Genomic DNA, 24,109 nt, shown 5'->3' on the forward strand with positions numbered 1-24,109 from the left:
GTGGTAGATGAATTATTTTTCATCACTTTCTTGGGTTTCAATTTCTTCACTATAGGTGTCGAGTCATTCTTTGACGCTGGTTCTTTATTGTTAAAAGAACTAATAACATTATGATCGATAATGTCATACGCTTTTTCGGCTTCAACCAGAAGACCGTCTAGTTTTCTTAGATCATCAGTATCGAGTAAGCACTTAATAATTAATCGCTTTTGAGTGGGACTAAACATCTGGGTTATATCTTGACGTTTATCTAAAAAATCAAATCGTGGAGGGATGAGTTCGCTTAACTCTAATAGTTCTTTAGTCAAATTCCTGATTGTATTGGTATGTATGCTTCCTAGAGAAACTAACAAAGAATACACCCTGACTGCATTATTCATAAATCGCTTCCAATATTACGTACGTATGAATTATGACATTTCGTATTGTTAATACCAAGCTTTATGAATCAGTTGTTTGGCTATTATGCTTTCACGACTACGATATCTCTCCAACGTGTTGTTGGGCTTTTTGATAGGAATTGTCTTTCTACCTTGGCCTTATCGATACCGGTATTCGCAAGAAAGACAGTGTTCTTACCAAACCTTCGATTAATTTGGTCGAAAAGTCCCATAAATGTATCGCGGTCCTCAGTACCAAATAAATCAAGCTGCTCATTACGCTTACTTTCCAAAGCAAGAAAACCTACCCCCACTTTTGAAATTTCTGTACCAGGGACGTACATCGAATCAACCAGAAAATTAACGACTTTAGATAAGATAATCAAGTCGCTGGTGGCGTAATCAAAGTGATGTAGATTTCGCTTGAAATATGGCTTCCATGTGTCTGAGGAAGTTCCTATATGAACAGTAATCGTTTTTATCTTTGATTGTTGATTTCTGGCCTTAAGAGAGGCTAAATTTAGTAGTTCGCAAGCGGCTCGCTTTACGTTTATTAAACCGGCCAATCTAGGTGACACCGTTCGAGTTGAGAAGATTTGCTTTTTGTCTGGACGCGATTCGTACCAGGAAAAACAAGGTTCGTTATTTAATTCTCGAACGGTTTTCTCTACATCGATATTAAACTCCTTCCTGATGCGAGTAGGACACTGTTTCGATAAGGCTAAAGCAGTCCTAACCCCAGAATGTTCTAATTGGTTTGCTCTACGTACGCCTATTCCCCAAACATCGTTTGCGGAGAGGTCAACCAACGATCTATTAGGCCCTATTAACAAGAATACTCCATCCGAATTGGACTTGGCTAACCGCGACGCGCATTTTGATAGTGTCATTGTCTTAGCGATTCCGATAGACACTGGCACTCGTGTTCGCCTCCATATTTCTCGTCGTATTATCTTAGCGTGCTCTATTATTTCGCTTTCAGATAAAGTATCTATCGTTAGCCAGCATTCATCAATTGAATAAATAAACTGTTCATTTGCGAACTCACTAGCAACGGACATAAAGGCTTTACTAACGCTATTGTACAGTGAGTAATTTGAGCTAAAAACATTGACTCCTTTTGCCTCTGCCAGCCCCTTTATTTCAGAGTAATAAGACATACGTTTGAAACCTAAATCACTGGCTTGGCGGTTTAATGCAACGATAGAACTATCACCATTAGATAACACAATTATGGGTTTGCCTCGTAAGTCTGGACGGTAGATTAACTCTGCGTTGGCATAGAATCGATTTGCATCAATCATCAAATAATACTTCATCATTAAAGCCTGAAACCTTCAGGAACAAGGGCGCGAATTGTAGATGTGACCACCCCCTCAATTTGCAAGGTATCGTCTTCTGTTATTGGCACAACGCTTTCACGACCGAAATAATCGATAGAGACAAGGGCAGGGATGTGTCTATTCAACCTTTTGACGACAAATGCACCGTTATAATTCGCCACAACGATGCTTAAATGTTCTGGTAGGCGCTTTCTATTGACGACAAGAATATCCGATTCAAATATCCGAAGACCCTGCATTGAGTCACCACTGACACGAACAAAAAACATCGAGTTCGGATCATCAATTAACAGTTCATCGATACTTATATTTGACTCAGCATAATCAAGTGCGGGACTTTCAAAGTTGGTAATAGAGGCGTCAACGGTAATAGGGAAAAAATTCATAGATAAGTACTGTTTATGCATACAGCCCTTATGATGAGCGATGAGATTGGAATATTCAACAAAAAGGAGAGTTGGAATTAAACAGAACTACGCAAGTGGGGAAAAAGATAATTTACACATACCATTTTAATTGAACGATTGTCACAAAAGTCATATCCTTGTTGAAGATGAATATGGAGTTTTTCAATATGGACTTTCAATTAAACTTACAAAATGATAGTGGTTTTATTCCCGATATCAATCAGTTAGGCATGTACTTGTATGTCGCTGCCGTTGTCTTTTACTTAGTCGTATTTTTCTTCTGCTACGTATGGCTGACAAAAGGAAGGTCAAAACACAAAGTCAATGTCAATGTTTCGAAGCGGCTATTCAAAGAAGTCGTGTACATGAACGACTCAGAAAAACTAGCTTATTTGAGAAAAGTTAATCCGTATGTCTTTGAAGAAATGATTCTTACAGCTCTTGAGTATCATGGTTACACAATTTCTAGAGGTACAAAATACAGTAACGACGGTGGAATAGACGGTAAGGTAAAAATCAAAGGTAAGTGGCACCTTATTCAAGCGAAAAGGTATTCGGGGCCAATACAGTCATCCCATGCTTTAAATTTCGACAAAGTATGTCAAGTAAATCAAACCTGTGGTTTCTTCATACATACGGGTAAAACACCATTCCGAAAAGGGCGTGTACAATTGAAAAATAGTGCAATCGTATCCGGCACATCGATGCTTTCCATGTTCTCAAAAAAAATGCCCCCCCAATTATTAAATGCATTACATCAGTTTAATCCATGAAGGTAATACTTCATTTCAAGCAGTTAAATAAGTCCTATCCACTTACTAATTAAAAGAGCGATTATGAAATTATATATCGAGCCTATTAGCGCAATTTTACTCTCCATTCTACTTGGATGGGGGTGGAGCAAGATCACCAGTGAACCGATTTGCCAAGTCGAAGAGGTTCACAATGAACAGAAAGTACTAATCCCTAAGTATTGCAATGAAGTCTTGGATACTTAAATCTCCCCTAAAAATCGAACAACTTAAAGAGAAGCATTATGCTCAACCTTAAACGAACATTAATCGCGATTGTCGCCTTCGCCACAATTAGTGGTTGCTCAGGTGAATCTACCGCACCATCGGGAGAAAAACCCTCCCCAACACAGCCTGCAACAAAGCCAAAACCGGAAGGGGGAACAAACCCGACATCAGGCGATCTTTTTAGCACTGCAATATCGGTAGGTGGACATTCAGTTTTTATCGGAGCGCCAAGTGAGTCTTCATCGAGTAAAGGTTTACATGGGGATAGAGAAAACAATGATTTAGACTGGTCGGGCGCTGTCTACATTCATTGATAAAGCTTCAACAGGACCAAAACCTCTCACACAATGGGCTAATTAGAGGAGTAATTAGCTCCTAACCGTTGAATCTTGTCACATTAAAGTCGCGTTAAATATTCTATGGCTTAAATGTAAAGCCTGGATTAACTTGATAATCAGGTTTGTTATGGACCTCTCCGCTAACGCATTCTTTGATATCTCTAGAACCCTTAGATAAACCGATTATCCTTTCTAGGTTCTTTTGGAGCTTTGCAAGTGCTACCGGGTCCGTTGTGCTTGTACTTTTTGTTTTCAACGACTCTATGCTCATATCACAACTCCTCTTACTGTTCAATATTACTTTTAATTTGGAAGTTTTATATCTCTTAGGCATATAAATACAAAATGCTTCCAAATTAAACATAAGTATAGCTTAGTTGTGCTGAGTATCACTTTTGATACACTTTTGACGTAAAATTCACATTAGTTCGCTGAATAAACATGAATCTCATAATAAAATTTACGTATATGCAACCTTGAGACAAGTTGATAGTAATGCGCATGTACGCAATTGTAAACATGGTTTCTGTGAATTTTTATCAATTTAATCTAACAAAACTTCCAAATTAAACTTAGGGGACTTCCATTCCATAAATAACAATATAGTAATGATACTATTAACAATTAACTTAACTAGATAGCGTGATCGGCTTTAGCATTCTCTGTAAAAATTTATTCTTTAAATCAATGGACTGATAACGACTTGCCGTTCGTTGACTCTCATAAATCGCTAATGTTTGTTCTGAAGAGTGTCCAGCATCCAACATAACGTGACGAGGATTACGCCCTGATGCCAAGTCAATTTGAATACCGGTATGCCGTAATGAGTGTGGTGTAAGCTTCCTCATTAACTCAGCATCCAATGGATAACCACCAGCCATCAAACTATCAGCAACCAACTCAAATACCTCTTGAATTAACTCCCCTATTTGACTAATTCCAAGATTTGCATCCACGATATCCTTTTCTCTACCATTAGTTGCGGCTCGGTGCCTTACGAACATAGGCGAATGATCATCCGGTAACGGAAATCCATCACCTAACCCTCTATGCTTCCTATAACGCAAAAGAGCATCGATCAGTAAAGGAGGACAAATCACCTTTCGTGTTTTACCTCCCTTGCTATTAGGGATAAAATAAGTGTAATAAACTTGATCATTAAGGTCGCGATGCATTTCAAAATCACCAAATACGGGTGAATATGCCGGCCTTGCAGAAACTTCACTTATCCTAGGATAGCAAAACAACATCAGATAGATGATTAAACGCGAACGCTCGTATTTATCCGGATTCTCTTTAGCTATTCGTTCTACCGTTGAAAGCAAGTGTGAAACCTGTAAAGCACTCATACCTTTATGCCCGACTTCTCTTCGTTCATGCTTCAAGGCCACTTTTACGGAAGATGTCAATCTTCGCATTGCTACTGCTGCAGAATTCCTAAAGCTATATTCGATATCTTCTAGGTATACGAAGACGAATGATAAATTCGAAAGTTGTGTCTTCAAACTACCCTCCGTACGTTTATATTGCCTTGGATGGTTTCTATTAACGAATGGACGCCATTGTTCATTAACAACAATCAACTGATCGTCACTCTTTGATTTATCTAAAAGCCCTGCGCTGAAAGTAGATATAAGGTGATTTGGAGGATCATTACAAAAATCTATAAATGAATTCATATCCTTTAGTGTTAGTTCTACGATGTCTTTTCCCAAAACCAACCAAGACCAATTCAATAATAGATTAATATCGCCTCGTATAGCGTTGTAAGTGTTGGGCGTCCCTGATACTGACTCTAAACAATCCAATACATGCTCGTAAGTCGTATACACCCCAGATGTCGCTTTGCATGCAGAAAGGCTTCTAAGCACCTTAGAAGCATCTGGCATAGTTACTTTCAAATGGGTTACTGGTGGAAATAAAGGGAAAAACTCAACCATAATCGATTCCAGAATTAAACGGTTTGTTTTGAGATGCAATGAAGATGCGAACGATAGTAAAACCGTCCGACTAGCCACATTATCGATGTATGTGCATATTGGCAGTAACGGAGGAGAAAACAAAAAGATACTGTGTTAATGAACATGCCTTAAGTATATGGCACACGACCTAAGAAGTTCACCTCTTTTCTAATATCTAGTTTTTACATCCTTTTTGGTCCGGTGTATCTGACCAAAAGAAATAAAACTGGCTTCACCATTGTAAAGAGCTTCAATATCCGCTTTCTCTTGCCTACAGCGATTAGAGTTAGCAATGTTCCTTTTTATTCTTAAAGTATCTTCATTGCATAAGGTTTTTTTTTGATTTATTTGATTTCGCTGATGTTTTGATGCCTCTCATAGATGAAATAGCTCGTGTTGCATGCTCAATATCTGTTGATAAAAATAACATAACTATTCCTTATATTATGGATTGAAAGTTGACATTTGGGTTTGAGCCTTATTTTCAGTTCGCTTAAATGATTCTTTTAGCCGAGAACCCAATTTAGATGTAGTTGTCTTATTGGCTCCAGATGGAGCAATAACATTGAGAGTACTATTGCTCGATTGGGACGTCGTTTGAGATGAAAAATCTGATTGAAACAACGATTTACCGTGTTCTTCAGTGATCATAACCCCAGCGCTAATGCTGTCAGCTATATGTTGGGCAATCATAGGGAACGGCGCTGATTTTACCGTCTTATCAAACATAAAGCGTGATGATGAAGTAGTTAAGTAATTCTTCACTTTCGACCGAGTGGCCATTACGTAGTATAACCGTGCAGCCTCATCGAGTTCCTTGGCTGTTAGAGGGTCGAGTCCACGCTTCCAAATTGCATTATCACAGCCGACAATAAAGCAGACCTTTGCTTCCAAACCTTTCGATGCATGTCCCGTTAATAGCTTTACACCATTTACACCACTTTCACGCTGCTTAGAATCTCTTGTGGTTAGATCATCAACTATATCGAATAAGCTTTGCTCTGAGTTAAGTCGAATACGGATTTCATCAAATAATATGGCTATATTGTCCAGACGCTTATCAGTTGCAGATTCATTTTCATTACCGGTTGTCTTTGCTTTAAGTGCATCAATTTTTTCATAAGCAGGAAGGGTCTTTTGAATATATGCATCTCGAATACCCTCAGTGACTTCTAACCAAAACTCTGCTTTCCATGAAGCATATGCTTTCCTTGCTTCATCTGAGGTAGCTATAAATTGTTTGGCTGCGTCTATTGTAATGTTACCGCCATCATCAAGAATGAATTCTTCTATAAGTTTGGTTTCCTCAAGCCTTAAAAGGTCATAGGACATTTGATGAAACTCTAAGACTTCATTTATTGGCTCTAAGTTCTTCCCCTTTGCCCTACCCTTAAGCAGTTCAATCGGTGTAGATTCATGGTTTTTTTGGTATTGATCCCTTATCCACATACCCGTAACTGCGATAGGCATAACATCTGTAATGCGCGACCAGGCTAAAACATCTTTTGGACGAACAATTGAACGAAGAAAAGCCATTACATCACGTACTTCAGCACACTCATAAAAATTTCTCTCACCGACCATTTCAAAAGGCATGTGGGATTGTTTCAATACGTCTTCAATTTTCTTTGCTGCAGTGCGTGTTCTGTAAATAACGTAGATATCTTCGGCCTTTTCACCAATAGATATATTACGTTTGATTTCATCGACTACCCAATTTGCCTCATCGAAATCTGAATCAAACTTGTGGTACTCAGACATTTGGTTATTGATAGTATCAATACCACATTCTAGCTGCCCTTTTGTTATTTGGTTTTGCATATCGACAGCAAAAATATTGGTTGAAGTGATCAGATTTTGAGAAGAACGATAATTCACTTTAAGTTCATGGTCTTCGAAGATTCCATAATCGTTCTGTGCATTAGTCATAAGTAGCACATCTGAACCACGAAAGTCATAGATGGCCTGTCTTCCATCCCCAACTATAAAGAGGTTTAATTTAGGGTTTCCTCTTTTCAACTCTTTGATTATTGCAGCTTGAATGTAGTTAGTATCTTGGTACTCATCGATTAGAATATGATTAAACTCGCTGGCTATTTTTTTACATAATGATGGGTTGAATTTGAGAAGGTAGTAAGTATTGGTCAACACATCATCAAAATCGATAGCATGGACCGCTCGGCAATTTTTCGCATACTTATCCCAGACTTTAATAAGTAAGAAGTCTCTCAACTTATAATTTTGTGAAATAGTAGAGTAAGCTTGATTCACGGAGTCTGCGTCATCAGTAGAATTCAGGCTTGATGAAATATCTAACCATTCCTTGTAGAGATCATCATCTTTAACTGTGATCTTAAAGAAAGTGCTGGGGGTGTGGCACTTCGCTCTTAAAAGAGACATCTGCGAAGTGAAATCTCTAGGTTTAAGCTCAAGCTTATCAATAAGTTTTTTGAAGCCATTTGGTAACGATTTTATGGATTCTTTCATTATCTTTTTTGAATCGTCATCGTCAATAATAAAGAAACCTTCAGGGTAACCTAATTTTGTTTTGAAAAATTCGTGTGAAGAATATTTGCGGAGAAAGCGATTGAAGATACCGTGGAAGGTTCCAGTCTTTATTTTATGGCCTAATAACCCGCACGTATCCTGCACTCGATCTTTGAACTCTTTTGAGGATTCATTCGTGAAAGACAGGGCTAGGATTCCATTAGGCTCAACTCCACCAGAAAGGAGGTTTGCCACTCTTGCCTCCATAGTTTTCGTCTTTCCTGTGCCAGGTCCTGCAACAACTCGAATATTTAATGATGATGACGTAGCTGCTTTATACTGCTCTTTATTTAACCCACTCAAGACTTCATTTATATCTTGCATCGGCATTGAATTTTCTAATTGATTACTCACAATCCCACCAAATCTCTTCATAATCACAAGTTTAAACTATATACTATTTTCAGAAACTAGCACAGGGTCATCTATGAAAGACTATCAATATTGGCTTGGCAAACTTAAGCTTCACAAATCGACAGCCATCTCATTTTTGGTACGAGGTAAAAATACGTCTTGCTTTGTCAAAACCTCCGTAACAAGTGGTAATACAATCCCTATCCTCAATATTCCAACCAGTTCTTATATATCTCTAATACATTCAGTTTTTTCTCATAACACTGAGAAAAGAGTATTCGATGTGGATTCTCAAGCGTATGGCGTTGAAGTAATATTCGATGGATTGAAGGAGTATGGCTTTAAGAGCATGACACTGACACACCAACCGTTGTCATATGGACAATATGTAACAGCTCTCTCTTGTCACGAAGAGGAAGAGGAAGAGGAAGAGACTTGCTCAACTTACGTAGTGCAAGCAAATCTTGAACATGAGGAGACTGCAGCGACAAGCCATACTCAATACGATAATGCAGTCAAAAATGCGGAAAAGGCCGAACTTGAGTATTTAATGCTTATGAGAAAAGCCATTCCATTTCAACTATCCAATAAAGAGAAAGGTCGGTTCGTTGAATTCGAATTAAGGCTAGAGCCAATGATCACCCATGACCCACAATTGCAAAATGGCGGTTATAATCCCTGGGGTGGCTGGTGGCGCTTTGCAGAATAAGAAAAAAGCAGCAAAAATTGTTTTGCTGCTTCTTGATAAAACTTTCCCTAATACTTCAGGTCAAAATCGGGGTGCTTCTCTGTAAGAAATTCACTTGCTTCGTCGAAACAGATTTTTAGTTTTTGTAGATCATCTGCTTGAATTGGGTTAAAAGCGCCGTTGTACTTTCGAATATACTGCATATACAGTTTGTGATATTCGTTACGAGAATCGAACCAATGACGCAAACGATCTAGTGTGTCGGATAGTTCATCTACGATTGTCAGGTCCTTCAAATTAGACTTAGAAACAATTTGCTGTATTGAAGTAGTATTTAATATAAATTCTGCAATCAACTTTTCTCTTAAACGAACCGTTTTTAGTAATTCGTCTGGTAGACCAAATGACATTATCGTTTCACGCAGAAGCTTTCTAGCCCTTCGATACGAACTTTCAGATTTTGACTGCCAAGTTCCATCTTCCATTTCATGAATATGGTGAGCATTTCGATTAGCTCGCATTCCTAATCCCATTTTCAAAATATCAGCTTTAGGAATCTTATAGGTATCAATTAATCGATAAATTAAATCTATCAATATAGCGGATTGACTATCCATAGTTGGCTGAGCTTCATTTAACCATTTATCGACAGAGTTCTCAGCTGAAGCACATACAATAGATAGTTCTTTTACACTCCAACCAGAAATTTTCACTAAATCTGATATTGTTTTAAGTGTCCAAGGAGCTGCCTGGGGATAGACATTCGTAAGGCGAGCAAACATTTCAATTTCTGGCGATGTGACTTCGTTGGCCATATCTCTTGCGTCGTCTGATACTTTTACAATTTTAGGCCAACGAGTATTTGGCAACGCTAAACCAGAACAGAATTTACCAGTGGTAACTCCTGAAGCCGCCATAACTCCCAGTAACTCAACAGATGTAAAGCCGTAATTGTAATCACAAGATGCCGGTTGACTCTCTACAATTCCGTCCAAATCTAACAGTTCTAACGAACCACTTTCCAATAACGATACTAATGAATCAGAACTATTCATAACTACACCCATGCTTAATTTCAAATGTTTTTACACTATACATCATAAAACTATTCAGCTCTTGGGTTATTGTGAAAATAATCACAATATTTCTAGCTAAAACCTTACCTAACCGAACCCCATAGCAAGCAAAGAACTTTTACAATCAATATGATTTGAAAGGATTAAGTTTCAAAAACCTACTTTAGAATGTACATTAAAGTACATAATATTTTTAAAAAAACTACTGTGTTTATGTTCAAATGTTCATTATACTAAAAAATAAACAACGTCTTAAAGTAACCAAACTAACTTACAATTATCTGTATAATTTAATGTTAGTAATTGAATGTGAGGTATCGAAAGATGAATACCGTAAGCTTGATAGCAATCTACAAAGACTCTATTGAAAAAGCAGTAGAAAACAACTCCCTTGAGTTGTGCAGCACACATTTCTTAGGGAAACTGCCTTCAACTGGAATTACATTTTTTCCTAGTGTTGCATCTTTCCAGCATTACACGTCGAACATAATGACCACTAAGCCGATGCATCTAATTACTACTAATTACGTTGGTAATCAGGTAGACGCAGCTTTACGCGTTCATTCAATCGATGACCTCAAAAAAGCTTCTATTCTTGACTTAGCAAAAGCTTCTCAAGACTTGAAATTACTTATCGCGTTATTTTTAGACGCACTGTTTGAAACTGGCGAACATGCTGAATTAGTAAATGAGCTACATAAAAAAGGTTTCATTAAATTCACTTATGGTGGCGAAAAGATCTTCACTCGGCGTTCGGCCTTGCTGCAAGTACTAGGTCACGCACCACAATTAATAGACAGATTGAGAGATATCCCCGAACTTAGTCACATTGACGCTATCAAGTTTGTAGGATATGAAAAAAACATACCTGTTGATTTGATTACTGTATTCGCCGACGGAAACTTAATCTATCAGGATGAATCTCATAGCGCCCTCGTAGCATCAGTGACTAAAGCGCCTCATGTATCATTAACTGTGCCTAGCTTGATAAAAACAGCTGAACCTAAAATTAGCTTGGAACTTTTAAAAGCCCAAGTTAATCAATCGAAAAAGGTTAATGCAGCATGATGTACTACGTAAACCCTAAATGATACATTCACCAAGGATTTAAAAGACACCAAAAAAACCTCACTCGATTTCTCAATGTGAGGTTTTTTTATTCAACTTTAAACACACCTTTATGCACTGAAAATGTGGAAAACGATTACATGTTGATACTGAATAAGTGACTAATTTGCTTCAACTGATCATTTTCCAACTCAACTTCTGTGTTTAAAGCGTCAGGTTCTTCTCGGCTTGTTATCGTTTGTTCATTTGGGCTCAATAAACCCTCCAATCCAAACTTATCTATTTGCTCTGAGGTGATAATTGAATTCGCGCTTGTAAGTTCTGGTGATTCACTTTGATTAGACACTTTACTAGAAGTTTTCGGTTTCGCTCCATACGCGACCTCTCGTTCTGCTAACTTAGATTTAGCTTTTTCCTGAACTTCTACAAGGTCCGAATTCTCAATTAAATTCAATAATGTTTTCAATTGATAATGCTTACGCTTATCCAATGAACCATCAGTATTGTTCAGCGAATCATAGTCCAACATATCTGATGAATATTGCTCTAATATCTCAGAAACATTTTCGGATATTTGAAGCTTAGCCGCCTGAACTAATTGATGTTGAATCCCCTTTTTAGCTCTCGACTGAGAAATGTCGACCTCATAATCTAACGAGTAACAGCGTGCATTCACCTCTTCCTTTGGTACCCCGCACTCTTTTAAAGCAGCGTTTAACTTTGTGATGTTGTTCTTGATAAGCATAACTTCAGCTTCTGGCATTCCATTTTCTTTAAGAACGAGCACGGCCTCTTCTTTTTTGAAGTTCTTTTTTGTCTTTCCGGTAATGTTAGATGTGGCCACCTCAATACGAATGTCATCACTCTGACCTTTTGAAAGCACCTTAAGGTAGTCTTGGTAAATATCTTCTTCTTTAATAATGCTTTCAGCTACCTCTTTAGACATAATCCGAAGCAATGAAGCTTTAACCATTGCTTCTTTTATATCATTAGGGATTTCTTCTGAACTCTGTATTTGATATTTAGGAATGGGCGGGGTAGGAAACAAACCCTTGGTGTACTTGTTGTAAGCTGCTTGACCTACATGAAGAATTTCAGCTTCGAACTCAGAGTCAAACGGTACATTAATGTCATCAAATGAATCTGTTGTCATGTTATATGGCGATACCATAACTTCATCGATTTCAATACCCAGCCTATTGGCTATCATCTTTCCAATTGTACACTGAGTTGAATACATCAAGGGTTCTTCATAGAGCAGAGTCTTAAGCCCCCCCTCAGATGGGAACTTATAATCCAATAGAATAATTTTCCCATCCACTTCCCATATTTGATCCACTTGAACCCTCGCCCAATTGAAATCTGGCAAGTTTGCATTAACTATCCGTTCAACTAAATCTGGTCGTTCACGTACCAACGTATATTTCTTCTGTAATTCTTCACGCTTTACCTCGTTCAGAATTGGTTCGAACCTTGTGCCACGACGCATAGCTGCATTTGGTGGCGCTGGTGAATCTATGAGGAGTTTTAGCCTAAAAATATCAATTTCAGAAGAGTGCGAATATTTTTGTTCTGAAATAGTATCTGCCAATTTATTACGGTGAGACTGTAATAAAGGGCCAATTTCACTACCTCCTATTCGAAACAGGCGATCTACGTGCCAGATTGCCCGACTTGGATCAAGTTTTATTACATCGTCTATCCAGCGATCGATATTCTCTTGCTTTAAATACGGATATTGCGGCAGTTGACTTATTTCAAATTCAAGGTGCCTTCTAATTTGGTTGATATCCTTCACGCTAACCTCCCAAAGTTACTCGTTTATTTGCATCGAATTGGTAGACAGACTATTATCTGTATTGTTCATTTACACTATATATTATTTTTTAGTTTTTGTTTAATGGAAGGGTTCAAAATGCAAGGAATGAGAGAAAAATTCAACAAATTAAAGCGTGTATCAAAACCAAACCCAAGAAACATTGCGCTCATGGTTGATAGCTATAACATTTCAGACGACGATCCAGCAAACCACTTTATAACTGGTATCGATATCCAAACAGGGCTAGAAGCGAAAGTATTTCTTCGATACGATGAAAATACTTCCGAAAATCGCCCTTCCATCGCCGATTTTGCAGACTCAAGTAACAACCTCCATGTTAATGCCTCAACTAATGGCGATAAAGCAGGGGTTGTTCTATTTAATGGCTGTGAACAATCAGGGAAATCATCTTTCAAATCAAATTGGTGTAATGTTCTTATCCGAGATAGCGCCAAGTCAAAAGAGTCTCTTTCGCTTGGTTTAAGTACCGTGGTTTTAAAAGCCGGAGAGTATGACTCTGAAAACCCTGATGCTGAAATTCGAAATCAGGCATTTGTTCGTCAAGCGATGGTTAAAGAATCAAAAATGTTTGCGGCTAATCAGTTCAATGAATTATTAAACGCCGTTAAATCAGCAATGATCCAACCAGAGGGGTCTGGACGCTATTTACCAGAAGTAGCTATTCGTATCGTAGATTACACGGAAGATGAACCATTCGTTGACTCCATCACTCTTACCGCCCCATACAAGCCCCAGGTTGATGACCAGCCTAATGAACTGTTTTCACCTGAAGAATGTGTTGAATACTTCTTATCTCGTAGGCTTGATAGTAATGGTAAAGATATTACTGGTGCATATATCGATGTATTTCAATCTATCGTTAATTCAATGAAAGAATCTGAAGAACTTTCTACTGAAGACCTATTTATTGAAGTTATGCCCGTGGAACGCCGTAAATTCGGCCCTCTTACAACGAAGAACTTCTTTGCACTGAAAGAAGTCGATGCAAGAAATGGCGGAAAAAAAGTTGTTAACGACTTATCTAAAAAAGGTGAAGTTATAGCCAACCGATACATGCGCAGAACTGAAAATGGATCTGAACGCCTATACGTACCTACCGTTATTGGGCTGTCAAAGCCAAATGACCCTAATGACAACCACCCGGACTACTTATTCGTGACAGAATCCAATACTTGCGAAGTATTTCCAAAGGGATATCCATTAGCGCATCTGCCTACAGATCATTACTCAAATGAAAATGAATTTAAAAAGGTTTTCGAAAATAAGAATGATGGCAATAAAAACCTAGTTTCGGAAGCACAAGCTCAAAATACCGAAGCTCCTAAAGCCGAAGCTCCTAAAGCCGAAGCTCCTAAAGCCGAAGCTCCTAAAGCCGAAGCTCCTAAAGCCGAAGCTCCTAAAGTCAAAACGCCTAAAGTCAAAACGCCTAAAGCCGATGCTCCTAAAGCGGCACCAACCTCTTCAGTTAATGAATCGAACGATGTCCCATCTGAGCTAGAAGAAAGGTACGAAAAATTAGCTAAACAATTCGATGAAGATTCAGACATGGTTGATGAAAGTCTTGAAGAAGCTTCAGAACAGTTATTGGATGACGAACTATTTGGTGACCTAACTGACGCGCTTAACGGTAATGACGATTACGACCCATCAACTTCATTTAGAATGTAAAGAGAGTTTATATGGCTACAATGAAATGGCTAGACCTAAGTGCAGACAACGCAAAAATCTCTGTAGAAAGAAACCCTGGCAAGCCTGGTACCGAAATGCAAATTGTTGCGATTAGTGGAAATGTAACAAAACAGCAAGGTGAAATGCTTAAAGGGTTAGGGTTTACCCAATTAGGCATCACTAACCCTACCCGCTCAAAAGTGTTTGCTTCTATGAAGTACACTAAAAAAGAACCTATCGCAAAAGGTGATCTTAAATTATATCAATTGGTTATCAACAAAATTGAATTCGATAAGCTCCAGGAAATATTCCCTAACTCTGAAATGGTTAACACCCCTACAAGTGAACTTAAAGGCTTTTGGGAAGGCTTCGCCAAAAACACCCCTGAAGCACAGTTCTCTTCTGTCAATTCTGTTAAAAGCCAATTGGCATTACAGAGTGCAGAGTCCATCGGCCTAAATGAAAATGGCACCGAAATTTTCTTAACTTCAACGAACGATCGTTATTGCCTAAATGGTGAAAACCTTATGTTTGCTAAGAAAAGAAATTCCAACGCTTTTATGGAATTTGATTGGTTAAATAGTTCATCTAAATTGGCTGCAGCTAAATCATTAATGGCTGAAATGGAGCAAACAGGTCAAGCTATAACACCTAACCGATTAGATCAGATTATTGAAACTGGTGGAGAGAGTATCCGCTTAACTTCAAATCGTGCGGCTGAAGTTCAAACGGATATCATTATTAATTTAAACTCATTACTGTTAAATGACATCCGTAGTACACACAACAAAGAATCGATAAATTTAGAAACCCTATCCACATTAAACGACAATATGGCGAACATGCCGCATTCTCATCGAGATAGTATGTTCTCCAAGCCATTACCACCAGCCTATTCCTTTGTGGCCCGTAGTTTTCTTGAGGCGATTGATAACTGTGAATCACTTACCGTTATCAATGATAAAACTACGTCTTTAGCCACCCTTATTCCTAGCGAAATGCCGATCAGGTTCATGAAAGAACAGGGGAATCGACATGAACTATACTCGACTGCATTTCAAAATGAATTTGGTAAAACATCAACTTCCCTTTATCAAGCGGGGAACCAAGCTGTAACGCCAGGCTCTCAGATTTTATTGGCCACTAACCAAGGTTCTCTAAATGAACCTCTGGAAATATTTGGTGTAACTGTGAACTATCAAGCTGAGTTGGAAGCAGTTCAAACACTGAACACTATGAATGACAATTCTCAAGCTATGATTGTCATGAACGCTGATGACTCCTATTCACTGGGTACCGTGTCTATGGAATCTTATGATGTCCATAATCATATCTTCCAGAACTTTAATGTCGTCGATATGTTTGACGCGTCACCGATAATTTTTGGCGATAACGAGGAAGTTAACGCTAAGCGTGTTTACCTCATTAACGGAAAAAAACCAATACCTAGTAGCACCAATGCCCCAACAGATATCAAAGCTCTGTACTCGGTCAACGATATCTATGAAGTATCACTAGCACTTAAGGACGCATTTGTAAGTACCATTACATCGAAGCCTAACCTTAAATCCACCGACTTAACCTCAACCACTTCAATCTCAGATATATTGGCTAACTACACATCAAACCAAACTGAATCCTCAAAATACGATTTGAACTTCGCTCAGTCACGATATACCCCACTCACCTCACTAAGTCGCGCCAACGATATGGCCGCAATGCCAAGCAACTTCGTGAACGCAAATCGCGAAGCTGTTATTAAACTCATTAAAGATGTTGGCAACCCAGATCAATTTTTGATGTCAGAGATGGGAATGACCAGCGAAGAAATCACCTCAGTTTGGGATGCAGAGCAAATAGATGCGATCACCCTAGGTATTTGGAGGCTTAAAAATAACAAGCCATTCCTACAGGGTGATGCTACCGGTAAGGGTAAAGGGCGTACATTAGCGGCATACATGGCTTGGTCTGTAAAACAAGGCCGAACCCCAATATTCATGACTTCTAAGCCAGATTTGTTAAATGATATCTACAGGGATATCCGTGATACTGGGCTTGATAAATATATTGACCCATTTTTCCTTATGCCAGATGGCAAAGATATTGTTGATAAGAGTCAGAACTCAGTAATTTTTGATAGCAAGTCGATTACCAAAACAAAAGGTGATTATCTAGAAGGCAACTATACTTCTATCAATGAAAACTTAATCTGTACTACTTACTCTCAAATCAACGGTTTGAAATCTGTTCGTGGTCGAAAAAAAGTTAAGATTGAAGATCGTATAAACGATCGCGCTAAATGGTTAATTGAGTTCGCTAAGAATAACAATGTGCAATTCTTATTCGACGAATCACATAACATAGCGAGTAAAGACACTAACAGTAACGCTGTCATCGATCTTTTAAAGGATCAATCACAGCACCCAACCATTCGAGCATCTGCTACATGGGCTAAAAACGAAAAGAATATTGCTCAATGTAGTGATTTATTCCCCGAAGAATTTACTCCTCAAGTTCTTGAAAAAATGGTCCGACAAGGCGGAACAACTTTCATCGAGACACTTTCAACTACGTTGATAGCAGAAGGCGCTATGGTTCGCCGTGAGCACAACTATGGCAAACGTATCGTTAATATCATTGAGTCCAAACAACAGCAACGAAATAAAATAGCAACAGACACACTTTCTGAAATCATGCAGAAAGTGAAAGAGTATGGACGTGAAATTTTTAAAGGTATCGCAGCTATCTCAAGGTTTCAGCATCAACATAAAGATGTAGATATTATGTCATTTGCTGGTACTTACAGCATTATCACAGAGTCTTTTGTCGAAGCTCTTCGATCTGAAGAAATCGCTAGGAGTGCAATATATTCCATAAACAATAGCGAAAAGCCAATTATCGGTGTAGATAAAACTGCTGAACAGCAATTACGCTTTCTTTACGATTCAATTTGTGAGACTGAAGGTATAGAAAGTGGCAAACCTATTGAACTAGCAGTGTTCCCCGATTTCAAAGTAGCTCTAGACCGTTGGCTAATTCGCGAAGGTAATCGCAAAGTAAAAGTAACAATAGAGCCGACACCGGCACAAATTGCTGCAGCTAATAAAATAGGCGAGGAAGCACTTCCCACCATAACTACCGAAGATGTTCACTGGCGTAGTGAATTAGATATAACCTCTCCCACATTCCAGAAGTTAGACGCCCTAGAGAAAGAAGTATCTGATCTTATTTCCAAGATGCCAACTTTACCTCTTTCGCCTATTGATGTCGTTAAGACAGAGTTGGCAAAGCAAGGTATGACTTCAACCGAAGTATCAGGCCGAAAACTTCATGTTCGTTTAAGTGACGACGGCAATGGTTACGTCATAGAACCAACGAAATTTGATGACAAACCCCAAGCTCAATATGACTTTAACTCAAATAAAGCAAACGCAATCATTGTTACAAGGTCTGGAACCGAGGGAATCTCACTTCATGCACAAGGTAACTTTAAACAGACTGGTGCTCAAAATCGCCGTCATACCTTCCTAATGAGTTCATTCTTCGATGTAACCCAAGAAGAACAGCTATTCGGACGTGGAGAGCGCAAAGGCCAAGTAACCACATCAAAATCAAGTAAAGTAATAACTGGAATGCCCGTAGAAGCACGTTTATTGGCTATCAGTGAACGAAACCGATTAAGATTATCTGCATCGACAACCGGTAACTCACAATCGATTCGAGCTACAAATACCATACCAAATTTGATGAACAACTTTGGTAACAACGTCGTTGCTGAATACTTATCTGAACAGCAAGAAATAATGGAACTGTTAGATTTTTCTCAATCTGAACAGCAAAACATTCAAGATTTTGGATCTGATGCATTCAATAGTAATGAGATTAGCAGCCTCTCAACTAAGGTGCTAGGTCGTATGTCACTGTTGAATTACGAACAGCAAAACTCCCTACTTGATGAGTTGACCTCGTTCTATAATTCGAAATTGGAAGCTGAACGCTCAAAAGGTTTAGACCCAATAAATACGCGAATGGTTTCAGGAAAAATCACTACCATTAAAGAAAGTACTCTTTCTGGCACGACTAAAACTCATTACGTCAGTGAATTTGAAAAACCTGTGATCCTAGAGCAAATTAAGCTAGAACACCCTCCAATTCAAATGAACACCGAAGTCCTTGAAACGAATATTCATAGGTCTTTGAAGTCTCTATCTGAATATTTGCAAAAACCTAACTCTAACCTTACTGAGCTAGGTATCCACCTGATCAAGCTAAAAGAAAAAGGTCTTGAACGAGCACTACTTCAGCACAATCAAAGCGCCCTTGTATCATTACGTAACCGCAGTGCTGGTGCCGCTACTATTTCTAGTGTTGAAGAAGCTCTGGCCATGCCTGATAGCAACAAAGTTAAAACTGCATTGCGCAACTTTGAAACGATTTCGATTTTAACTAAGAGCGTTAAAATTGGACAGGTCTTAAACATTCAAGATGGTCGAAAAATCGTCATTTCAAATTTGGAGTTTCCAAAAGATAATCACAACATTCTGAACCCGTGGCTTTACAACGTTGAGTACTACTCTACCAAAGGTGAGATCGGTAAAAAAATGTCTGCTATGACATTTTCGCAGTATTTTAGTGGACCGGAGGACGTTAAGAACAACTCACTTGGGATGTATAGCAACGATCATGCTATCAATGAAGAATTTAGAAGCCTCAAACTATCCGGTGGCATCGAATTTATCAATATACTTAAAGGTAACATAGTTGAAGCAGCTCGCTTGAATGCTGAAACCCGAATGGGTTCCCAAATCATTCTAAAAGATTTAGATAATGGACGTTCAGTTCCTGTAATTCGCGCAAGAAAAGACCTCACTTTTGAAAAAATAATGAATCAACAGTTTGGAGCGAATCATGAAGCGAATGGAATTATCCTTAAGCACTATGAATTGAATCTGCAGCAATTACCTAACGTTTATATCTTCGATCATATCTCCTCCATAGGAAGTGATACTAAACAACAGGGTGCTGTTATCATAGGTGATGCTGCATCACCTATTAAAATTAAACTGCCTAAAACAAAAGCGGGACGTCGAATACTAGCTAACTCGAACCCGTTTGATTCAAGAGAAGTATTCAAAGACGGATTTAACAAGAAAACTGGATTGTATTCTGAGTACTACTTCGATCTCGAAGATTCATCTTTTGCCTTAGAAGTCCTTAATGATGCTGGCTTTAATATTCTTATTAGCGGTAATGAACTGGATCTTTTGAAGAAACAAACCAATAGAGTTCTGGCTAAATTCTCTCATTCATCTACGCAAGAAATCGACAACTCCGCAACAAGCAAGGACCAAATGACCATCAACGATGCGATGGTTGCATTAGAGTCGGAAGCTGATATGGAGAGCGACATAGAGGTTGTATTAGAAAATTCGAACAGCATAGAAAACGCAAAATCTGAAATTGAAGAATCTCTTACATTGGCTGGGGGACTGCCAGAAATAGAAGACGATATTAAACCTACAAATAAAGCTGAAGTTGCAAGTGATAAATCAGATGAAGAAATATCACATGATTTAGCGGATCTGGTTGGAGAAGTACGTGCTCAAACTCAACCCGACGCATGTATCGCTCAACCAGAAAAAGTGGAAATGGAAGATCATTCATTATCTAATACTGAAGGTATTTCAGATGTTAGTTCAGAACTAATTGAAGAAATAGAGGCCGCTATAGATACCACTTTACCGGTATTTGAAGGGGTTCACTCAGAAGATCTAAATGATGACATTATTTCCAGCCTTCAATCGCAAGTCGGTAATACAACGCTGCATACTGAAAGCGAAGGTAATCTATTGAACGTCGAGAATGCAAATTCAATTGCTTCCAATAACCCTCCGAATCCTGAAGTTGAGGACGAATTCACCGATGTGGACAACCTATTTAGTTCTGACCTTGCAGTGAATGAAAACGTAAATTCTCCTACTTCAACTGCAGAGACAGTGCCAAATGAAAGCATCGACCAGGCAGAACATGACGAAGATGAAGTCGAAGACATTATGAATTTCTTCGAAGAAAACGACATTGCAGATGAAATAGAAATGGACGAAGCCATTGCAGAATCTCTGCCGATGGATGCCACCTCGACATCAGAACTGTTAGATGAACTGAACAACAACCAAAACTCAGAAGAAATTTCTAATCTTTTTTCACCAACGCCATAAGGAAATGTAATGAAATTTTATGAAGTGTGGCCTGATTTGGTCAATTACAATCAGCAGTTTAATGAATTGGTGAATAACCTATCCGATGATGCAGAACCTCTTGAAGTGGAGTTCCCCGAAAGGGGAGTTCACTATATCTTTTTGGTAACTGTATCTGAGGTTGGTGCTGACGAGGACACAGAAGATTTCTATAAGAACCAAGTGATAATTCAAAAAATACTTGGTGCTGACGACCTATCTCACGGGATGCTTGTCGATTTGGAAGGTGAAGTAAACTGGGTTAGTGTGGGATCAGACATTATTTCTATAGATCATTACTTTGATAGTTACACTGACACGGCGGCGGTGGTGTATGGCTAAAACACTTTTAATCGTAGAATCTCCGAAGAAAATTGAAAACTTCCAAAAATATCTTGGTGATGAATACATAATTAAGGCCAGTGTTGGTCATATTCGAGACTTACCGAGTAACGACATGGGCTTAGATGAAAATCTTCGACCTATTTACGTCGAAACTAAACCAGATGTTATTGCTGCCCTCAAAAGGGCGGCTAAACAATGTTCTCAAGTCGTCATTATGACCGATTTAGATAGAGAAGGTGAAGCAATCGGTTGGCACTTAGTCGACGCATTAGATCTAGGCGATAATTACATACGATGCACCACAAACAACCTAAGCAAAGATGGCATTTTAAAAGCATTAAATAACCCACGAAAACTTGATATGAACCAAGTTTACGCACAAGAATCACGTCGGGTTCTGGATAGATTAGTCGGTTTTAAAGTAAGTGGCCTAACCAGCAAGTTGCTATCTCTACCCTCTGCAGGTCGAGTTCAATCTCCAGCTTTGAGGCTGCTTGTAGATAGACAAGAATTAATCGATAAATTCTCTAGAGTCCCATACCATGATTTAAGCATTTTACACCCTGCTCCAAATGGGAAACAGTGGATGTCCAAATTGGATGTCGAGTCGATGATTGCCACAGGGAAAATCGACCATTTACTATCTCCACAATTGCTTGACGATGCAGGAAGGCCTAAACAACGTCATATCACTAATCCTAAATTCATCCAGACGATCTCCGACGAAGTGTTTCGTCGCGGCACAATTCGCGTTGTTAGCTTTTCACAAAAGGACTCGAAAACCAAAGCTCACGCACCTTTTACAACATCAACAATGATACAGAGTGCTTCGAATTCTATTGGGTTATCTACTGAACAGGCTATGCTCGCGGCTCAAGGGCTTTTCGAAAAAGGTCTAATTACGTACCACCGAACAGATAGCACTACATTCGAAGCAGACTCTCTTAAATTAGTTCGAGATTTCATCGATACCTGGCAGAAAGGGAAAGGGACGGACAGGTACTTATCCCCAACAATCAATTCATACCCAAACCCGAATGGCGCTCAAGCTGGCCATGAAGCCATTCGACCTACCAATTTCAATTACGATCTATCACTGTTAACAAACGCTCAAGAGCGCGATTTATATAAGCTCATCTTTTGCAGAACTGTAGCGTCACAAATGAGTGATGCTCTATTTAGCACCTCTGAAGTCGTGCTAGATGGAGGATTCGAAATTGCTTCTGTACCCGTTAGATTCAAAGCTCACGGTCGCATTCCAGTTTTTGATGGATGGAAAAGCATTTACTCTGAATCTGAGGAATTAGGTGAATTCGATGAAAAACCGTCTGAACAATTGATACCTGAAGTCTTTAATGATCAAAGCGTACAAGTCCTCAATTGCTCAGTCCAAAAGAAAACAACCAAGCCACCATCTAGATATACCGAGGCAAGTCTTGTCTGCGACCTTGAGAAGCGCGGTATTGGTCGACCATCAACTTATGCCACTATTTTTAAAACGCTCTACTCTAGACCGTACATTAAGGCTGATGGCCGTTTTTTAAGTCCTATGAAAAATGGTACCGACCTCATTAGCAACCTAAAAAATAGGTTTAAATTTGTGGAATATGATTTCACCGTTGCAATGGAATTAGAAATTGACAAGGTAGCGTCTGGTAGAACTACTTATGACATGCTCGTACCTAAGCTAAACGCGGAACTTGATATGGAAATAGAGAGTTTTGTTGCACATAGCAAGAGCACTATTCGATTCTGCCATTGTCCTAAATGCGATAAAGAATCACTTATCAAGAAAATAAACCAAAAGAAGAAGTTTACGTATTGGAGCTGTACTACCGAAAATTGTGAAGGTTTCTACCCCGATAAAGATAACAACCCGAATACCGATTACAAACCCGCTCAAAAATCACAATTCGATTGCCCTAAATGCAAAAAGCTTAAACTTTCTCTAAGTCGTGAAAACGCAGACAACCCTAAGCGGTGGTTCTTTTGTACAAAAGAGTGCAATTTCCTCTGTGCAGCTAAACCAGACAGCAACTCAAGTCTAATATTTACACCCGACCTCTCTGAATATGAACGTAATCATAAATACAACTGTCCTAAGTGCAAATCTGGCTTCCTTAAAAATTTGTTTAAGCGAGATCAGGAAAGAACTCCATTTTGGATGTGTGAAAACGATAAAAAGTGTAAGACATACATAGAGGATATTAATGGTTCTCCAAACTTTGACTTATACGAAATTGAATTTAAACGTAATCATACTCACAAATGCCCTTCATGTGGCCCGGGCTATCTGAAATTTAACCAAATGAAGACCGACGCACAACGTGTTTGGTGGAGTTGTGATCAAGGAAAGGGTAAGTGCAATACTTCATTAAATGATAAGAATGGATCTCCTGATATTGATGGTTGGAATGCTAAAGTTGAAGAGCTCGCGAAGCTGGTGGACTGTCCGAATTGTCGTAATGGCAAATTAATTAAAGCCAAAAACAAGCCTCTGTATCGTTGTTCAAATACAAATGCTAAAGGGGCAAGTAAATGTATGACATTCATAGATTGCGACTCTAATGGTCAACCTGATTTGGATAAACACTTCAACAAAGGGAAAAACAACTCTAGCCAGGTCAAACCAACTGTCAATGCATGTCCTAATTGCAAGGAAGAACTTAAGATTAACAAATTGACTCACAAGGCTACTTGTATAAACAAACATACATTCAAGGTAAATGCTAAAGGTGTCATTCTAACTCTTGGAGGAGCTGGCCAACCAATAATTCAATAAATTACATTCAAAAAAACGCTCAAAATAGTGAGCGTTTTAACTAAGATTCCAATCTAC

General features: G+C 38.7%; 16 protein-coding genes. 9 read left to right on the plus strand and 7 right to left on the minus strand.

Going from position 1 to position 24,109, the window contains the following annotated elements:
* The 3 genes from AB4496_RS00175 to AB4496_RS00185 all read right to left on the minus strand — a co-directional run.
* Window positions 1-380: hypothetical protein (locus AB4496_RS00175; protein ID WP_372130466.1), on the minus strand; the 380-nt coding region annotated here is incomplete at its 3' end.
* A gap of 83 nt (window positions 381-463) precedes the next feature.
* On the minus strand, window positions 464-1,684 hold the full coding sequence (locus tag AB4496_RS00180; protein ID WP_372085552.1) for a DUF4113 domain-containing protein: 1,221 nt from the start codon (window positions 1,682-1,684) through the stop codon (window positions 464-466).
* A gap of 17 nt (window positions 1,685-1,701) precedes the next feature.
* The gene (locus tag AB4496_RS00185; protein ID WP_102258399.1) at window positions 1,702-2,130 is read right to left on the minus strand and encodes a S24 family peptidase; all 429 of its coding nucleotides are present in this window, start codon (window positions 2,128-2,130) and stop codon (window positions 1,702-1,704) included.
* Between the two features lie 167 nt (window positions 2,131-2,297).
* On the opposite strand from AB4496_RS00185, the gene AB4496_RS00190 reads away from it, so the two are divergent.
* From AB4496_RS00190 to AB4496_RS00200, 3 genes are all read left to right on the plus strand, one after another.
* Window positions 2,298-2,903, plus strand: coding sequence for a restriction endonuclease (locus tag AB4496_RS00190; RefSeq protein ID WP_157936406.1), 606 nt, complete (start codon window positions 2,298-2,300; stop codon window positions 2,901-2,903).
* A 63-nt stretch (window positions 2,904-2,966) separates the two neighbouring features.
* Window positions 2,967-3,128, plus strand: a complete 162-nt coding sequence (locus AB4496_RS00195) for a hypothetical protein (protein WP_157936405.1) — start codon at window positions 2,967-2,969, stop codon at window positions 3,126-3,128.
* A gap of 38 nt (window positions 3,129-3,166) precedes the next feature.
* On the plus strand, window positions 3,167-3,463 hold the full coding sequence (locus AB4496_RS00200; protein WP_102258397.1) for a hypothetical protein: 297 nt from the start codon (window positions 3,167-3,169) through the stop codon (window positions 3,461-3,463).
* Between the two features lie 653 nt (window positions 3,464-4,116).
* Here the strand turns inward: AB4496_RS00200 and AB4496_RS00205 are convergent.
* Complete coding sequence (locus tag AB4496_RS00205) at window positions 4,117-5,427, minus strand: site-specific integrase (RefSeq protein WP_102258395.1); 1,311 nt, start codon at window positions 5,425-5,427, stop codon at window positions 4,117-4,119.
* 465 nt (window positions 5,428-5,892) lie between these two features.
* Entirely contained in the window at window positions 5,893-8,349 is a 2,457-nt protein-coding gene (locus AB4496_RS00210) for an ATP-dependent helicase (RefSeq protein WP_170962714.1), read from the minus strand.
* A 73-nt stretch (window positions 8,350-8,422) separates the two neighbouring features.
* On the opposite strand from AB4496_RS00210, the gene AB4496_RS00215 reads away from it, so the two are divergent.
* Window positions 8,423-9,058, plus strand: a complete 636-nt coding sequence (locus AB4496_RS00215) for a hypothetical protein (RefSeq protein ID WP_133151981.1) — start codon at window positions 8,423-8,425, stop codon at window positions 9,056-9,058.
* 47 nt (window positions 9,059-9,105) lie between these two features.
* Here the strand turns inward: AB4496_RS00215 and AB4496_RS00220 are convergent, their stop codons facing one another.
* Window positions 9,106-10,092: a hypothetical protein gene (locus tag AB4496_RS00220; protein ID WP_133151980.1), complete on the minus strand. Its 987-nt coding sequence runs from the start codon at window positions 10,090-10,092 to the stop codon at window positions 9,106-9,108.
* 345 nt (window positions 10,093-10,437) lie between these two features.
* Between AB4496_RS00220 and AB4496_RS00225 the strand changes: the two genes are divergently transcribed.
* Window positions 10,438-11,181, plus strand: a complete 744-nt coding sequence (locus tag AB4496_RS00225; protein WP_102258391.1) for a hypothetical protein — start codon at window positions 10,438-10,440, stop codon at window positions 11,179-11,181.
* A gap of 136 nt (window positions 11,182-11,317) precedes the next feature.
* On the opposite strand, the gene AB4496_RS00230 is transcribed toward AB4496_RS00225, so the two are convergent.
* Window positions 11,318-12,979 (minus strand): hypothetical protein, encoded by a 1,662-nt coding sequence (locus AB4496_RS00230; protein WP_102258390.1) that lies wholly within the window; start codon window positions 12,977-12,979, stop codon window positions 11,318-11,320.
* Window positions 12,980-13,096: 117 nt separating this feature from the next.
* Here AB4496_RS00230 and AB4496_RS00235 point away from each other — a divergent pair, with 117 nt between their 5' ends.
* From AB4496_RS00235 to AB4496_RS00250, 4 genes are read left to right on the plus strand one after another with little or no spacing between them, the layout of a single operon-like run.
* Window positions 13,097-14,689, plus strand: coding sequence for a hypothetical protein (locus tag AB4496_RS00235; RefSeq protein ID WP_372069127.1), 1,593 nt, complete (start codon window positions 13,097-13,099; stop codon window positions 14,687-14,689).
* An 11-nt stretch (window positions 14,690-14,700) separates the two neighbouring features.
* The gene (locus tag AB4496_RS00240; protein ID WP_102258389.1) at window positions 14,701-20,907 is read left to right on the plus strand and encodes a strawberry notch-like NTP hydrolase domain-containing protein; all 6,207 of its coding nucleotides are present in this window, start codon (window positions 14,701-14,703) and stop codon (window positions 20,905-20,907) included.
* Between the two features lie 9 nt (window positions 20,908-20,916).
* Entirely contained in the window at window positions 20,917-21,267 is a 351-nt protein-coding gene (locus AB4496_RS00245) for a hypothetical protein (RefSeq protein WP_102258388.1), read from the plus strand.
* Window positions 21,260-24,052, plus strand: coding sequence for a type IA DNA topoisomerase (locus AB4496_RS00250; RefSeq protein WP_102258387.1), 2,793 nt, complete (start codon window positions 21,260-21,262; stop codon window positions 24,050-24,052). The genes AB4496_RS00245 and AB4496_RS00250 overlap by 8 nt, the downstream gene beginning before the upstream one ends.
* Window positions 24,053-24,109: the final 57 nt, after the last annotated feature.

This window comes from Vibrio sp. 10N.222.46.A1 (assembly GCF_041473595.1).
Lineage (GTDB): Bacteria > Pseudomonadota > Gammaproteobacteria > Enterobacterales > Vibrionaceae > Vibrio > Vibrio tasmaniensis_A.

Coding starts and splice junctions, on each gene's coding strand:
- AB4496_RS00180 (WP_372085552.1), bottom strand. CDS start 1,684: ATGATTGATGCAAATCGATTCTATGCCAACGCAGAGTTAATCTACCGT.
- AB4496_RS00185 (WP_102258399.1), bottom strand. CDS start 2,130: ATGCATAAACAGTACTTATCTATGAATTTTTTCCCTATTACCGTTGAC.
- AB4496_RS00190 (WP_157936406.1), top strand. CDS start 2,298: ATGGACTTTCAATTAAACTTACAAAATGATAGTGGTTTTATTCCCGAT.
- AB4496_RS00195 (WP_157936405.1), top strand. CDS start 2,967: ATGAAATTATATATCGAGCCTATTAGCGCAATTTTACTCTCCATTCTA.
- AB4496_RS00200 (WP_102258397.1), top strand. CDS start 3,167: ATGCTCAACCTTAAACGAACATTAATCGCGATTGTCGCCTTCGCCACA.
- AB4496_RS00205 (WP_102258395.1), bottom strand. CDS start 5,427: ATGGTTGAGTTTTTCCCTTTATTTCCACCAGTAACCCATTTGAAAGTA.
- AB4496_RS00215 (WP_133151981.1), top strand. CDS start 8,423: ATGAAAGACTATCAATATTGGCTTGGCAAACTTAAGCTTCACAAATCG.
- AB4496_RS00220 (WP_133151980.1), bottom strand. CDS start 10,092: ATGAATAGTTCTGATTCATTAGTATCGTTATTGGAAAGTGGTTCGTTA.
- AB4496_RS00225 (WP_102258391.1), top strand. CDS start 10,438: ATGAATACCGTAAGCTTGATAGCAATCTACAAAGACTCTATTGAAAAA.
- AB4496_RS00235 (WP_372069127.1), top strand. CDS start 13,097: ATGCAAGGAATGAGAGAAAAATTCAACAAATTAAAGCGTGTATCAAAA.
- AB4496_RS00240 (WP_102258389.1), top strand. CDS start 14,701: ATGGCTACAATGAAATGGCTAGACCTAAGTGCAGACAACGCAAAAATC.
- AB4496_RS00245 (WP_102258388.1), top strand. CDS start 20,917: ATGAAATTTTATGAAGTGTGGCCTGATTTGGTCAATTACAATCAGCAG.
- AB4496_RS00250 (WP_102258387.1), top strand. CDS start 21,260: ATGGCTAAAACACTTTTAATCGTAGAATCTCCGAAGAAAATTGAAAAC.